We start from the raw sequence: 15,601 nt of genomic DNA, 5'->3' as shown, positions 1-15,601 counted from the left end.
GATTTAGGTTATCGCTGCTTTTTTTGAGTTCCGAAGAGTGTAAATCTGAAGAACTTTTTAAGAAACGCATCAGTTACAAACTTCTCACTTTTTAAATTGGATTCAAACTCTCTTTTTAAATATAGTTTTTTATGTTCCAAAGATTTGAAAGAACCGTAATGCTTCACGAAGAAATCGGCATGTTTTACACTAATATATTCAAGTAATTCTTTGGATTTTTCAGCATCGATTTCAAGTAGCATAGAGCCCGCTTTGATTCTATAATAAAAGCCTTGATAATCCAATTGATGTACGTTTCCACCATTTTTCAGAAGAGAGATCCAAAATTCCCAATCTTCCCAGCCATGCCCCATATTTTCGTCGTAACCACCCGTTTTTTTCCAGTCTTCTTTTCTGAAGAGTGCTGTACAAAAGATCATATTAGAACGGCTCAAATTATGTAAACTGAACTGTGGTAATTCCCAAACTCCTGAAGCATCTCCAAATTTTTCAGCTTTGCAATACACAACTTTAAGCGAAGAATCCTTCAGAAAGACCTCAATCCCTTTTGAGAGATATTCCTTGCCAATCTTATCGTCTGCATCCAGCGGAAGGATAAATTCTCCGTTTGCAGCCTCAATTCCGAAGTTACGCGCACTACACAAACCCCCATTTACCTTATGCAAATAGGAAAAACGTTCATCTTTTGCCACCCATTGAGAAGCAACTTCCTTAGTGTTATCGGGGCTGCCGTCATCAACGATAAGACATTCCCAATTCGAGTAGGTCTGATCCAAAACAGATTGCAGAGCCGCGTCTAGATACTGCGCCTGGTTGTAGCAGGGAACGACTATTGAAATTAAGGGATTCTTCATATTCGTCCCAAAATTAGCAATAATAAACTTTTAATCTTGTGTTTAAACTGATGGAAAGGGCTCGCATGTATGGCTTTCCATATAAAATAAAATTTCGAAGTAGTTTTTTTTGAATGTTTAAGCTCTCTAAAACGTGTTAGATAATAGCGAGAAGCATACTCACTAGCATAGTTTTGAGAAAAATTATCAAGCTTAAGGCCAAGGCGTTTTCGTCGTTTATAGGCATTCATAATAGCGTAAAAGTGCCAGTATTCTGCCTTGTACAGATTTTCGTTATTGGAAATACTGTTTTCATGAATGCGATAATTGTACAACACTTTATCGAGAAAGAGATGCTCGCCCTGCTCTTCCATTTTATAATATAAATCCTGATCGACTGCCCGTTTCATATTTGGATCAATCCCTTCCGTTTTATCATACAGTTGTTGTTTGAAGGAGGCAAATGCAGTTAAAGCCCCTTTTCCGAAGGTGAGATAGGATTTATCATTTGGAATGGCGCTTCCGTGAGATCCATTTTCAATAAAATTCAATTTCATATCGACCAGCGCGTATCGGGAAGTAATAATGGCAACATCGGGATGGTCTTTATGCTCATCTACCATAATTTGCAACGCATCTTCAAGTATGGTGTCATCGGGATCCAAGAAACCGGAAATTTCACCTTTTGCGTGTTTGGCACATTCTCGTTTGGTGTAGCCACAGCCCTTATTTTCGGATCTTTGAATAAAGGTAAATCGTTCGTCCTCCCCTATTATTTCTTTGATTACAGCAACTGAATCATCCGTTGAACCATCATCCACGATGATCGCCTCCCAATTTGTATAGGATTGCGCCATGATACTTTTATAGCAATCGGGAAAGAACTTTCCGTTGTTATAATTAGCGATGAGGATGGAGAATAGCATGTTGATTTTTATAGGGCAAAGTTACATTTTAAAAGGTACTCTTAAAAAATGCTCAGATTTGTAAATGAGTTTGGCCTTTTTTAGCATTTAGATCTCTACTTTTCTTGATCTGCGGCTCAATTTTTTCGTACAATTCCATTTCCTTTTTTAAGGGCGCGAGTTTGCCAAACTTTCCTTTAAGTTTTAGTTTTAGCAGCCTTTTCTTTAGCCCATCAATAACTCCTTTTAAATTATTAAGGCCCATAGGGTCATTGATATTGGCATATTTCACCTTACATGAACGTTCCTGCTGATTGTAATAGGCTTCGGAAAACAAGTCAATCACAGCCGCTTCTCGATCGACTCTGTCATGGATTATAAAACATTCGGGGAGTATTCCAATTTTGAAATTGTGGTAAGTCACTCGCTGACAATAATTATCGTCCTCACCATAATGGAAAAATAGCGGATCGAAACCACCCACGGTGTTAATAATCTCTTCGGAAAGCAACCAGGCGGCGGCATTTACGAAAGGAACAGGATATACTGGTTTGAGAGGCTGTTTAAGCACATAATCGGAATAGAAATCGGAATTGTACTGAGAAGTTAAATAGCTTGAAAAGTTCTTATCCAACTTCTTTTGATTGGCGGTAATATGTATCGGACTTACAATTCCATATGCTGGATTGGCTTTTTGAAATGTGATCAATTTCTGAAGGCAGTCATCTATCAAATAAGCATCTTGATTAAGTAGAAAGAAATGCTCTGCACCTTGTTGAAGGGCCCACACAATTCCTGTATTATTTGCTTGTCCGAAGCCAAGATTCTTTGTTTGATGCAATATTTGAACCTTCGGAAATTTTCCCTTTATAAAAGAAACCGTTTCATCGCTTGAAGCATTATCGACCACCACCACCTGATAATCTCCACAGCTCTTCAGGCATTTTTCAATCCATGGCATGCCGTTGTAGGTAACGATGATGATAAAGCTAGAATTCATATTTAGAATAACTTTTTAATTTTTAAAGTTAGAATTTTCCATAAAGATTTCATGTCCAACCGATTTGAAAACTGCTCGAGAGTCAAATCTACCTCATTTGTAGTGGGCTTAAATGTATTGAGTAAGGCTAACTGTTTTTTAAGCATGATTTCTTTTAATTCCGGGTCTTTTAAATACGACAAAATGCAGGATTGATACACAGCAATCTTTCTATTCATTTCGGCATCGGTTAGGGTCGAATAAATTCCCACATTATTTCGGTACACTGCCATAATATCATCTAATCTTTTAATAGGTCCTTTTTGGGAAAGAATGATATATAAAAAATAATCCCCTACAGTACTATATTTAAACTCGAATGGAAATTCTTCCAAGACATTTCGAAATACGACGGATGGTGTATGTATAAAATTACCCTGCTCAATAAGATCTTTAGCGGTTGCCGGCAACTTTTCTATTTTGTTGTATCTGGCTTCAACACTCATATCAGGTTCCAGCACTTCGTTGGTTAATAACTGTACCCTATGAAAGCATATAGTATAGGTTGGATTTGCTTCTAAGAAATCTACTTGCTTTTGCAATTTTAAAGGATCGGTCCAGTAGTCATCTCCTTCAAGTAAAGCTATATATTTTGCATTGCTTTGAAAGCATTGCTCATACATAAAAATTCCATTGGCATTTGCTCCAATATTACTTTCATGCGAAAACAATTCGATTTTGGAAGGATACTTTTCCTTTAACTTTTGACAAATTTTTCTGGTTCTATCTGTTGAACTATCTTCCCCAATGAATAATTTAAATGGAAAATGAGTCACTTGCATCATAACAGACTCAATAGCTTGCTCAATAAAAATCTCATGATTATATGTAACCATCCAGACTGAAATTAGAGGATGCGTTTTTTTATTTGTCATTTATTTTCCTTTGAAAAGAGATTGGAGTTATAAATTATTTTCTTTCAAAAATAATATTATAAAGTTTTGGTTCATTTGGAACTTTGAATCTTTCTAGCTCTATAAACCCATTCTTATTTAAAAAAGTTATAATGTTTTCAAAATTTGGATCAATTTCGTTTAATTCAAAAATTATCCCTTTTAAGGCCTCACTTTGTAATGTTTTGGCAGCTCCAATTAAAAAAGGCATTTCAGAACCATCAATATCAATCTTAAGATAATTTGGAGAAGGATATACCCCTTCCTCTATAAAGGAATCGATTGAAATAAGTTCTATTTCCTGATTTTCAACAAAATCGAAATTTAAGTCATTTCGTATTTCTCCATGTTCAACTATTTTTTGATGTCCCCCTTCCCATGGCTGCCCTATTTTTATAATAGCTTTACCATTTTTAGCCCCTACTCCGGCATTGATAGCTTTAATTCTGTCTTCGTCAAATCCATTAATTTCTATATTTTGTGAGAAAACTAAAAAATTCTTAGCCTCAGGTTCAAAAGATATAACTCTAAGGCCTTTCAATGCGGCATACAAAGAAAAGCGCCCTTCACAAGCACCTAAGTCATAAAAGACGTCATTAGGTTCCATTAAGTCAATAAAATCAAGATTCTCCGTTTCATAATTCATTCTAGCGCAAAGTTCAAGAGAGCGGGTATACGTCATTAGTTTAAAGTTTACCCCCCGTACTTCGACCTCACTAAATTTTAGTTTATCTGTTTTCATTATGAATAAATTTTAATAAGTTCTTCGTTTATAGGGAAATCTTTAGTGATAAGCTCATCTATTGGTTTGTAGATATAAGGATGAGCATATTTTCTTTTTAAAAAAGAAGAATCTTCTAAATCATTGTATCTAAAATGACAACTCCATCTTGGTCTATCTGTAATATTATCACCGCTTTGATGGATCAAAAACGACGAAAACAATAGAATATCTCCAGTTTTAACCTCAACAGATGTTAACCGAGCTTTTTCTTGTTCGCTCAATTTCACCATGCCAAAACCATTTTCAATATGATCTGTTCTTAAACCATCTAAATGGCTTCCTGCCAATATTTCTAAAGCCCCTAAATCTTTATTAATGTCCACTAATGGAATCCATATTACCACTGAGTTAAGTGATCCTTGCATACTCCTCCAATCCTGATGTGCATTTACAGTGTGAAATATTTTCTTTTTAGCTAGTCTAGAATGATTAAAATATAAAACTGGTCTTGTACTAATCGTTGGAGATTTAAGCTTTACTTGATGCAGCAACTCAATAATTTTAGTATGTAGAGATAAGGTGTGAAGACTAATTAAGTGCTGCGCTTGTTTCCCACAATTCGAAAGACACTCTATGTCTTGCTCAAATAATCTGTAAAGGAAATCATTATACTGCTCTTCATTTAGGTCATCTAAAGTACATCTAGGAGTATACCCTTTTTCAATAAACTGTCTTAGAAAAACATTTTTTGCATCATTTAAAACTATATCGATCTCTTTCTTTAAAAAAAAGTCCTTCAAAATAAGATATCCGTTTTTATTAAAAAAACATTTACTTTCTTCCATTCTTAATTTAATTGAGGTACAATATAAATTTATTTATCCTTCCAAATTGCATATCCGAATCCTGTTTTTCCAAATCCGTTTCCATTATAAAACATATACAATGTAGTACCATTTTTAAAAACATAAGGATATGAAATCATTTCTGAATCCCAATTATCCTTAGTAACATCAATTCCAGCTTCTTTGTCTTTCCTTTCCCAATGCACCCCATTTTTAGATTCTGCGTAACCTATTCTATAGGTGTTTTCAGTATTGGTTCTGAAATCACTTTTCTTTCTTCTTCCAAACCACATTTTATAAACTTGGCCTTCTTTAATTACAGAAGCACTAACCAATCCTCCCTCATCTTCAAGTAATGGAATGGCAATTTTCCCTGTTTGATTCCACTTGATTCCATCCAATGATTCCGCATATTTAATATTATAGATGGGTTCTGGTTTTCCTTCAAAAAGCTCCCATTTTATACAAGATAGATACCATATTTTAAAGAGACCCGCCTCGAACATAACATAGGACGTTCCAGAAAAATAGGGTTCTATATGGTTTATGGAGATTATAGGCCCTTCAGAAATTCTATGAAAAGTGGCGCCATCATCTTCACTTACCGCAAGACCAACAGCATTTTGATAGGGAACCGATTGTCTGGTTGTCCAACCTATATAGTATAAATATTTTTTGCTGCCTACATTAATAATTGAGGAGGGCATCATACCAGAATCGTCAAAAGCGCCAAGATTTCCAAAACTAAATAAAGGTTTATTATTCTCGAATATAATTTTTTGAGGATTCTCTTTCTCAACTTCTATAAAAGAAATATTACTTTTTCCTTCGCTATTTCTAGTGGCATAATAAATTCGAAGTCTATCAGACAATACATCAACTACAGGAACTTGAGCATGACTTTTATTCCACTCATAATTTCCCTCAACTGCATATATAAGTCCTTTTTTCTCCCACATAATCACATGTCTCTAGTAGATCGGTCCGATTTCACCGCGGGGTTTCCCTTATAAAACCCCCATTCTTCAGTATTTTTCGTTATACTCGCAGCCATCGCAATAAAGGAACCTTCAGCAATAGTAATTCCATCTCTTAGAGTGGCGTTCACTCCTATAACGCAATAACTTTCAATTACACAATGCCCAGACATTACCACATGAGAAGTAAAAAAAACATGGTCTTTAATAATACTATGATGTCCAATATGGTTACCACTCCACAAGATAACATTGTTACCAATTGTTGTAAAAGGTTGAATTGTGTTATTTTCAAGGATGAAACAATTATCTCCAATTTGGTTATCAAACAATGTTGCCTTCGAGCTTATGTAAGAAATAAAATCATATCCCTTACTTTTTCCTTCATTATATATCTTTTCTCTTAGTCTATTCATTTTTGTCCCTATCATGGGTGCAAACAACCTATAGTCAGTGGATGGATAAATTTTATTAATGGTTTCAAAATCGATTAATGGCAATCCTTTAAAAGTATCTGTTGTTTTGTATTCTTGATGCACCGTAAAAGCTACAACTTGATGTTCAGAATCTGTGGTAAGATAATAGTGAGCCAATTCTGCAAGGTCATTTACTCCAAAAATAACAATCTTAGCCATGATATTTATTTATAAAGATATACTGTGTATTCATAAAGTCCATAATCATTTCTTATGACAAAATTTCTCGAAAGGTTTTTTGTCATAAAATCAATTAATAGGTCTGTAGGAAGATGAAATAAGTCATCACGTTCCCATTCAACCGCCTTAGACATAACGTTGAAGGCAATACCCTTATCTACTTTATCAAAAACAACTGTAATCATTGATTTAAAATAAAGCCACATTTCGTCAAATGTAAGGTCTATTTTTTCAGTAAACACTCCGTTCAAAATTGCGTAATCAAAATTACTAAGCGTATTTATATCATCCTGAAGGATATCAAAACAGTAAAAATTATTCTTCGGAAATTTCTCTTTACTAAGTGATATAATCTTTTCAGAAATATCTAATCCTGAATAATTTATATAATCATAAAGTTTATTCTGATTCGTCATGAATTCAAACATATGTCCGGCCCCACAACCAAAATCCAATAAATTACAAGTCTCACCGTCTTTTATTAAACCTAACATTATTTTATAACGCAGAATTGCATCATTTTCATTAGGCCAGTCGGCACCCTTAAGCGTATCCCCATGTTTGGAAATACAATTCTCATAGTGTTTTATTATATTCAAGTATTTTTTTGATTCCATTAATTATTCAAGGCTATATTGATGAAGAAAATTATTGGTTTGACTAATATTATTAAACATTAGTATATCGATTATCGACAACCAAGGTACAAAACTAGAATCATATTGATGATATTTAATATTGTCACCAATAAGAAATTTTAATTTTATGTCATCTTGCTTAAAATTATCTTTAGTGTACAAAGGCCTACCTCCACTTGCATTAATATAAGTATCGGCTTTTTCCTTTTTAGCAATAACTCTAAGACGTTCTTGTTTCTCTAGACCTCGAGAATCTGAATGAATCTCAGAACTGTAAGCAAACGATTTTTGCATACCTAGATATTCACTTATAAAACGCACACTATTAGCTGCAAGACTAGAAATATATTTGCTATTCTCTTCCATAATAAAATCATGAAGCAAAGGATAAAACTCATCAAAATAGGGTGCTTTTTTATAAGCCAATTCAATCCGTTTTAAAAACCTATTTTTTTCATTTATATCGAAATTTATCTGTATTTCATTAATTAGTTTGTTCTGACTTGCATTCTTACATGGAACTGAAAAAAGAAAGGCTTCATTATTTATTAAAATATTATTTCTATTGATCCATCCTTTTTTAATGAAATTAACGTCATCGTAAAAGATGAAGGTATCTACCGCCTGCAATAATTGAAAATATCCAACATAGGGGAAAAAATAAGGCTGCATAATAGCTAACTTCATATAACTTTTTTAATAACATCAATTATCCGTTGTACATCAACTAAATCCATTCCATAATACAAAGGCAGACATAATACGCGTTTTGCAATAGACTCTGCAACAGGCATTTTACTGTATTCTAAATAAGGCATAGTATTTAAGGATGGAAAAAAATATCTTCTTGGAAATATTTGTTGTGCTTCAAATAGATCCATAACCTTTAAAAGAATTTCTTCATCTTTTAGTATTATAGGGAAATAAGCATAATTCAAATCAGTTCCATTTCTCCAGGTAAGAAGTTGTAAAGAATTTGAATTTTGAAATGCATTATTATATAAATTTACAACTTTTTCTCTTCCTGCTTTTATATCCTCGATATACGGTAGAACTGCTAATCCCATCGCAGCTTGCGGTTCACTCATTTTTCCATTAATCCCAATTCCAAAAAATTCTTCATTCCCTTTATGCCCAAAATTATGATGGTAGAATAAAGTATTTTGGAGATCCGAATTATTTGTGAATAAAGCTCCGCCTTCTCCGGTATGAAATAGCTTCGTCGCATGAAAACTACAGGTACTAATATCCCCATAATTGAAAATAGACTTCCCATTATAATTAATATCAAAACAATGGGCGGCATCATAAATCACCTTTAAATTATGCTTTTTTGCAATAATTTCAATTTCTTCAATATGACAAGGATTTCCATAGACATGCGTCGCCAAAATTGCTGAAGTTTTTGAAGTAATAGCCGCTTCAATTTTAGTCTCATCGATGGTAAGATATTTTGGGTGAATATCAACAAAAACAGGAGTACATCCCTCCCACACAATACTTGAAGTGGTTGCAACATAACTAAAAGGGGTTGTAATAATTTCACCAGTCAATCCTAAAGCCTTAATCGCAATTTGTAACGGAATTGTTCCATTAGTCAATGCTAAGACATAGGGGACATCAAGATGTTTCATCAATTTTGCTTCCAGTTTTTTTACCAACGGACCTCGATTTGTGATCCAACCGGCCTCCCAGGATTCTTTTAGGATGGCTTGATATTCCTCCTGTGGTGGTAAAAATGTTTTAGTGACTGTAATCATAGTTATTGAATTGTTTTGTTCTCCCAAGCAAAATTGTCATTTACTGCAGGCTTTCCTAGAAAATCACATAATTTAAAATAGTCATTTTTATTTGATACGTTTATTACTAATAGCTTGTTTGGCTGACTTCGGAAATATTCTTTCACAATGCTATTGTGATCCTTATAATATTCTATCAATATCTTCTTATTATATGGATCGTTTTCTGGAGTATTAAACAGAGCACGATTTACGTCATACGCATAACCCTTATAGAGATATTCTGCATTTTTAAGATCCTCAATGGTTGGGGCATCAATACCATTACTCCAAAGTTTTGAATGAAATTTTGTTAAGGAATTATACCATTGATCCGGAGAATCTCTTACGGTTAGTATAAATTTAGCATTCGGAAAATACTGTTCAAGGATTATAAAGGTATAAGGTAATGAGAACGGAGCATCCTGAAACGCTTCATATTTTTTACAATAAGTAATGAGACTCTTAAAATCCCTTTTAAACCAATCTTCGACCAAATGTTCGGCCTCTTCCTGATTTCCTAATTTATACGTATTATCAAAAAGGAACTTCTCAATCGTGGTAGTCCCGGTTTTATTCAAACCGATACAGAATATTTTCTCCTTAGATTTCTTAAATAAGCTCATGATTATTGGGATAATTTAGTCAAATTAAACGTGCATCCATTTTAAATTCTGATTAACGAGTTCTTCTAAACCGTTATTCTTTTCTTGAAAATGAGACAATAACGTCTTGTATAAATCTGGATCCAATTCTTTAGTATATTTCCTTTCATTCTGAATATTCAAATTCAGATCCAAATTATTAAATTCTGAAATATTTAAAAATTTGGCGATATTATTCAAAACAGAAATAATATTTCCTTTTAAATCTTGAAAATCCACAAAATGCATTTGATCTCTGCTGAAATAATTGAGATAATTTTCAATTTGTTCTTTATAATAACCTCTTCTAATTATGGAAGGCTCGATAAAATCTGAAGCAAGGCATATTTTCATTTCAGTCTTAATCCACTCTTCAAAAGAAGGGAACTTCCCACTGTATAGGAAGGTATAAGCCTTTTCAGTAGGATTCCTTTTTTCATGTTGTCTGGCAAGCTCTTTCTGATTAGGCTCCATCGACATTTGTCTGTACATATTCCAAGCAGAATAGGCTCTTTTTACCGGGTCTCGAAGAATAACGATTAATTTGAGGTTTGGATCAAATTCATAAAGTTTTTTTGCTGTACCAGGAAAATACAAATATCTTGGAGTGGCTTCAAATGAGAGGTTACGCGTAAAATATTCTTTAGGAAAAAAATCCAAATATCCTTCAGGCGGAGTAGGCTTTAGAGTATCGAAGTAATGAAGTTCCTTCAATTCCGGTGCTATTAACTTCGGATGTTGAGTAAGATAATGATGCAAGGAAGACGTTCCTGCTTTTTGAACCCCTATAATAATAAATGAAGGCTTTATCGTTCCAAAATTATATCCCTTCATGATGTTCCTGTATTAAATTTAGTTTCACACATAAAGGGAATTAGATATTTTTGAAATCAGCTTTCAATAGAAATGGCTGCCAAACCTCATCCTTATGAGTAATTTGAAATGACAATATACCATTTACTCTAATAAATGTTGTGTTTGTATTCATTTCTGTGGCAGTGATATTAACACTATACATTCCCTTAGATAGTTGTAATTCTTTGTGCGTCACTGTAAACTCCAAAAGATTATCTGTTACGATAAGATCATCCTCTTTACTATTTCTAGTAAGCACAGCGATTGGACGTTGCTCCTTATCAAAAATATTGATAGTAAATTGAGGTGTTTCGATCTTAGTGTTAAAGTTACATTTGACACGAAATTTTAAATCATCACCCCATTCGAGCTGTGGAATATCATCTACCAAACTTCTAGGTTGAACCACAGAGACTTCTAATTTCGTTATTGTTTTATCATCAAATATCACATCATTTTCATTGTTTGCAAAGCGCGTGTAATATTTATCTATCGCTTTGGCAACATCATCACCTTGGTATGCGACTTCTCCCTTTTCTAAAAGTATTATTTGAGTACAAATCCGAGATACCATAGGCATGCTATGCGAAACAAAAACAATAGCAGTATTCGGTAAAATTGTATCTATTTGCTTAAAACATTTGAGCACAAAACCAAGATCTCCTACTGCTAACACCTCATCAATTATTAACACATCAGGTTCCATTTGAGCCGCCACAGCAAAACCTAGTCGAACCTTCATACCACTACTGTAATTTTGAACCGGCATATCGATAAATTCCCGTATTTCAGAAAAATCAATTATCTCCTCTACCTTGTCATCGATTTCCTTTTTAGTAAAACCTAAAACAGCTCCATTGTTGTAAATGTTTTCTCTTCCGGTTAAAATAGGGTTAAAACCTGCTCCCAGTTCAATTAAAGCTCCAACTCTACCACTAATAGTTATTTTCCCGGAATCAGGATTGATTAGACCATTCAATATTTTTAATAATGTCGATTTTCCTGCACCGTTGTGACCAATCAACCCAAGGCATTCACCTCTTCTGAGTTCAAAATTGATATCCTGCACTGCCCAAAATTCCTTCGGTCTTAATAAACGTTCGCCCTTATTTTTTCCTAAGCCTGAAAATAAATCCTTCACCCCATACCATAAACTGGTCTTTAAATCCTTGCAAAACTTTTTAGAAAGTCCCTCTACCTTTAATAAAACCTCTTTCTCTTCCATACTAGGCGCTTAATCGTTCAACAATAATTGGAATAGAAATTCGATAAAAGACTAGACCAATTAGACTTAAAGGAATACACAGGCCGATAACTAAAAAATAATAGGAAAGATGATCGGGAATTGCGCCAATCGCGAGATCCCTGGCTGTTAGAATTAAGGGTGATATTGGATTATACTCCATTAGGGTTTTTACGACTCCTTCCTTCGGAATGGCATAAACTACAGGCGTGGCATACATCAAAAATTGAAGTCCTAGAGATATAAATCGCCCAATGTCACTATATAGCATTCCAATAGGCGTTAAAAATAACCCAACTGTTGTTCCAAATAGCACAGCACCCAATAAGGCGAGGGGAAATAACAAGAAGGACCAATTGAACCCTATTCCGAATGAAAACAACAAAACTATCAACAGTATTACTTTAACCGAACTGTTAAACATCAGTTTATAGATCCCCGAAATAATCAAGGCCTCTTTTGGAAAATTGATTTTTGAAATAATCGACCGTGCACCATTGGTACTGGACATGGGAGAATTTATGGACTCAGTGATAATAGACCATAATAAGGTTCCCGAAAAGACATACACCGGATAAGGCATCCCAGTATCTGTTACATTTACTGTTCCCGAATTATTCAAAAAGATCCATACTAAAGCGGTTCCTAATGGCGCAACAAAAATCCATAACAGACCAAAATAAGATTGCCGGTATTGCGATTTTATATCACGAATGGCTAATTGTTTGGCCAGAAATCTCGAAGATAAAATATCACGTATACTATCACCTAAGAGCTTTCCGAAGCGAGTAGTATTTTCTTTTTGATATACTCTAGTTTCTAACATATTTTGACGCTATTTTACGAGTCTTAGATGGTCAATATTCTAGTTCTCTTTAAAATATTCCCAGGTAATCTTCATCCCGTCTTCGACTGAGAAAAGTGGATTATAACCTATCATTTTCTTAGCCTTATCAATATTTGCCAAAGAGTCACGTACATCTCCTTTTCGTGGCGGTCCGTAATTTGCTTCTATGTCCTTTTCTGAAATCTCCTTCAAACTATTCCACAGTGTATTTAAACTGATTCTTTTTCCGTAGGCTACATTAAACACCTGATTCACTACTTCATCTGAAGCAAAGAAACCTCTAACATTAGCCTGTACAGCGTTTTCAACATAGGTAAAGTCCCTAGTTTGCTCCCCGTCTCCATTCATCGTCGGACTTTCATTGTCCATAAGTGACTGCATAAATAAGGGAATCACAGCGGCGTAAGCTCCGGTAGGACTCTGCTTAGGACCAAACACATTAAAATATCGCAATCCGATAGTTTGGCTTCCGTAGGTTTTATAAAAAACATCGGCATAAAGTTCGTTTACCAACTTTGTTACGGCATAAGGTGATAATGGCTTCCCTATTTTGTCCTCAATCTTTGGTAGCGAAGGGCTATCTCCATACGTTGAGCTTGATGCCGCATAGACCAATCGTTTCACATTAGCACTCTCTTTTTGAGCTACCAACATATTTAGAAATCCTGAAACATTTACGTCATTGGAAGTAATAGGATCGTTAATTGATCTTGGTACCGATCCCAATGCCGCCTGATGTGACACATAATCGATACCTGCCATCGCTTTTTTACAAGTTTCAAGATCACGAATATCTCCTTCCATAAATTCGAAGGAAGGATGATCCTTAAAAGCTGCAAAATTGTCGAGGGAACCTGTTGCCAGATTATCGAGTACTCTTACTTTCTTTGCACCATATTTCAACAAATAAGTTGTTAGGTTAGAACCGATAAAACCGGCGCCTCCTGTGACAAGAAAGCTCAATTGTGATAAGTCTGTGGTATGGTATTCTGTTTCGTACAAATTATTAATTTTATCTATGAGTTTTGAATCGTGAATCGTGAATCGTTTAATATTATTTATTCTTTATATAATTTCTATATCCTAAAAGTAATTTCTTTTCATCAGTTATTAAATTTATAACAGTTTCATCTTCTTTCACAAAGTCTAAACGAGTGGCTATAATGTATTGTGTTTCTAATTCTGCCAAAGACCCCATAGCTATACTCAAAAATTGCAAGAACTCCTTATCACTTTTCCTTGCGGCTCCCTCAGCAATATTTGAAGGAATAGAAACAGCTGCACGTCTTATTTGAGAAGTTAAACCAAATCGTTCTGAATCTGGAAAAGCACTCGAAATAGAATAAATACTTTCCACTAGATCCATTCTTTTTTCCAAACATCTAACTCTTTATGATTCCTAAACACTAATTAATTCACTTCTCACGTCTCACTACTTACAATCTGCCGTCTGTTAGTTCTTTAGGAAAGAATGATTTTACATCGAAGGTCACCGATTTCTCGGCGGTGTATTTATTCAGTTCAAATCCTTTAAATTCTTTATGTGCTACTGTTAAAATAACAGCATCGTAATTTTCTTTTAATTGTTTTACTTCGGAAAGTAACGGAATATCAAATTCGCGCTTTACTTCATCAACATTTGCCCATGGATCGTAAACATCAACGTTTAAATTGAATTTCTTTAATTCAGAAATCACATCGATCACCTTACTATTTCGAATATCCGGGCAGTTCTCTTTGAATGTAACTCCTAAAACAAGAACGTTACCATGCTTAACCTTCGCATCTTTTTGTATCATTAGCTTGATAACCTCATGTGCTACATATGCACCCATAGCATCGTTCATGCGTCTTCCCGCCAGAATGATTTCAGGATTATAACCTTCTTCAATTGCTTTCTGAGCTAAGTAATAAGGATCTACCCCAATACAATGCCCTCCAACTAATCCCGGAGAGAATTTTAGGAAATTCCATTTGGTACCTGCCGCTTCAAGCACATCCTGAGTGTTAATATCAAGTAAACGGAAGATTTTGGAAAGTTCATTCACAAATGCAATATTAATATCTCGTTGTGAATTCTCAATTACCTTAGCTGCTTCGGCCACTTTAATTGTTGGAGCCAGATGTGTTCCGGCAGTTATAATTGAAGCATAAAGGTCGTCTATATATTTCGCAGCTTCCGGTGTTGAACCTGAAGTAACTTTTAAAATTTTCGTAACTGTATGCTCTTTATCACCTGGATTTATACGTTCTGGTGAATAACCGGCATAGAAATCTGTATTAAACTTCATCCCTGAAATTTCTTCTAAAATTGGCACACAAATATCTTCAGTAACGCCCGGATAAACGGTCGATTCGTAAATAACAGTATCTCCTTTTTTAAGGACTTTTGCTACAGTTTCACTTGCTTTCTCTAATGGAATTAATACCGGCTGATTGTATTTATTCGTAGGTGTAGGTACCGTGACAATAAATACTGTCGCCTGTGACAAGTCATCGGCATTTTCAGAAATATGTAATCCTTTGTTATTCTTAAAGTTTAGTACATTTTTCAATTCATCACCCGACACTTCTAGTGTGTGATCTTCTCCATTGTTCAATTCAGCAACTCTTTTAGAATTGATATCAAAACCAATAACATGGTATTTTTCAGCGAAGGCTACGGCAAGTGGTAAACCTACATAACCTAATCCAATTACGGCAATTTTGGGGTTTTCTTTCATT

General features: G+C 34.5%; 18 protein-coding genes. All 18 read right to left on the bottom strand.

Annotated elements, in window-relative coordinates:
• Window positions 1-8: 8 nt before the first annotated feature.
• The 18 genes from BXY75_RS13655 to BXY75_RS13570 are packed head-to-tail and all read right to left on the bottom strand — an operon-like array spanning window position 9 to window position 15,600.
• A complete protein-coding gene (locus BXY75_RS13655; protein ID WP_121908318.1) occupies window positions 9-854 on the bottom strand; it encodes a glycosyltransferase family 2 protein in 846 nt (281 codons plus the stop codon).
• A complete protein-coding gene (locus BXY75_RS13650; protein WP_121908317.1) occupies window positions 851-1,759 on the bottom strand; it encodes a glycosyltransferase family 2 protein in 909 nt (302 codons plus the stop codon). The genes BXY75_RS13655 and BXY75_RS13650 overlap by 4 nt, the downstream gene beginning before the upstream one ends.
• 52 nt (window positions 1,760-1,811) lie before the next feature.
• Window positions 1,812-2,738, bottom strand: coding sequence for a glycosyltransferase family 2 protein (locus tag BXY75_RS13645; RefSeq protein WP_245962975.1), 927 nt, complete (start codon window positions 2,736-2,738; stop codon window positions 1,812-1,814).
• A gap of 2 nt (window positions 2,739-2,740) precedes the next feature.
• Window positions 2,741-3,652, bottom strand: coding sequence for a glycosyltransferase family 2 protein (locus BXY75_RS13640; protein WP_121908315.1), 912 nt, complete (start codon window positions 3,650-3,652; stop codon window positions 2,741-2,743).
• 34 nt (window positions 3,653-3,686) lie between these two features.
• Window positions 3,687-4,412 carry an FkbM family methyltransferase gene (locus tag BXY75_RS13635; RefSeq protein ID WP_121908314.1) on the bottom strand — a complete coding sequence of 242 codons (726 nt, stop codon included), beginning with the start codon at window positions 4,410-4,412 and terminating at the stop codon, window positions 3,687-3,689.
• Window positions 4,412-5,239 carry a phytanoyl-CoA dioxygenase family protein gene (locus BXY75_RS13630; RefSeq protein WP_121908313.1) on the bottom strand — a complete coding sequence of 276 codons (828 nt, stop codon included), beginning with the start codon at window positions 5,237-5,239 and terminating at the stop codon, window positions 4,412-4,414. The genes BXY75_RS13635 and BXY75_RS13630 overlap by 1 nt, the downstream gene beginning before the upstream one ends.
• 29 nt (window positions 5,240-5,268) lie before the next feature.
• Window positions 5,269-6,198 carry a hypothetical protein gene (locus BXY75_RS13625; protein ID WP_211331825.1) on the bottom strand — a complete coding sequence of 310 codons (930 nt, stop codon included), beginning with the start codon at window positions 6,196-6,198 and terminating at the stop codon, window positions 5,269-5,271.
• A gap of 2 nt (window positions 6,199-6,200) precedes the next feature.
• A complete protein-coding gene (locus BXY75_RS13620) occupies window positions 6,201-6,851 on the bottom strand; it encodes an acetyltransferase (RefSeq protein WP_121908311.1) in 651 nt (216 codons plus the stop codon).
• Window positions 6,852-6,856: 5 nt separating this feature from the next.
• Entirely contained in the window at window positions 6,857-7,489 is a 633-nt protein-coding gene (locus tag BXY75_RS13615; protein WP_121908310.1) for a class I SAM-dependent methyltransferase, read from the bottom strand.
• Window positions 7,490-7,492: 3 nt separating this feature from the next.
• Window positions 7,493-8,197, bottom strand: coding sequence for a WbqC family protein (locus BXY75_RS13610; RefSeq protein WP_121908309.1), 705 nt, complete (start codon window positions 8,195-8,197; stop codon window positions 7,493-7,495).
• Window positions 8,194-9,270, bottom strand: a complete 1,077-nt coding sequence (locus tag BXY75_RS13605) for a DegT/DnrJ/EryC1/StrS family aminotransferase (RefSeq protein WP_121908308.1) — start codon at window positions 9,268-9,270, stop codon at window positions 8,194-8,196. The genes BXY75_RS13610 and BXY75_RS13605 overlap by 4 nt, the downstream gene beginning before the upstream one ends.
• A gap of 2 nt (window positions 9,271-9,272) precedes the next feature.
• Entirely contained in the window at window positions 9,273-9,914 is a 642-nt protein-coding gene (locus BXY75_RS13600) for a sulfotransferase (protein ID WP_121908307.1), read from the bottom strand.
• A 24-nt stretch (window positions 9,915-9,938) separates the two neighbouring features.
• A complete protein-coding gene (locus BXY75_RS13595; RefSeq protein ID WP_121908306.1) occupies window positions 9,939-10,766 on the bottom strand; it encodes a sulfotransferase domain-containing protein in 828 nt (275 codons plus the stop codon).
• 40 nt (window positions 10,767-10,806) lie between these two features.
• A complete protein-coding gene (locus BXY75_RS13590) occupies window positions 10,807-12,012 on the bottom strand; it encodes an ABC transporter ATP-binding protein (protein WP_121908305.1) in 1,206 nt (401 codons plus the stop codon).
• A 1-nt stretch (window position 12,013) separates the two neighbouring features.
• Window positions 12,014-12,856 carry an ABC transporter permease gene (locus BXY75_RS13585; protein WP_121908304.1) on the bottom strand — a complete coding sequence of 281 codons (843 nt, stop codon included), beginning with the start codon at window positions 12,854-12,856 and terminating at the stop codon, window positions 12,014-12,016.
• Between the two features lie 39 nt (window positions 12,857-12,895).
• Entirely contained in the window at window positions 12,896-13,879 is a 984-nt protein-coding gene (locus tag BXY75_RS13580) for an SDR family oxidoreductase (RefSeq protein ID WP_121908303.1), read from the bottom strand.
• A 52-nt stretch (window positions 13,880-13,931) separates the two neighbouring features.
• Window positions 13,932-14,255 carry a four helix bundle protein gene (locus tag BXY75_RS13575; RefSeq protein WP_245962974.1) on the bottom strand — a complete coding sequence of 108 codons (324 nt, stop codon included), beginning with the start codon at window positions 14,253-14,255 and terminating at the stop codon, window positions 13,932-13,934.
• A gap of 58 nt (window positions 14,256-14,313) precedes the next feature.
• On the bottom strand, window positions 14,314-15,600 hold the full coding sequence (locus BXY75_RS13570) for a nucleotide sugar dehydrogenase (protein ID WP_121908301.1): 1,287 nt from the start codon (window positions 15,598-15,600) through the stop codon (window positions 14,314-14,316).
• Window position 15,601: the final 1 nt, after the last annotated feature.

It is taken from the genome of Ulvibacter antarcticus (genome assembly GCF_003688405.1).
GTDB lineage: Bacteria > Bacteroidota > Bacteroidia > Flavobacteriales > Flavobacteriaceae > Ulvibacter > Ulvibacter antarcticus.
This window is presented reverse-complemented; position numbering and strand designations above follow the sequence as displayed.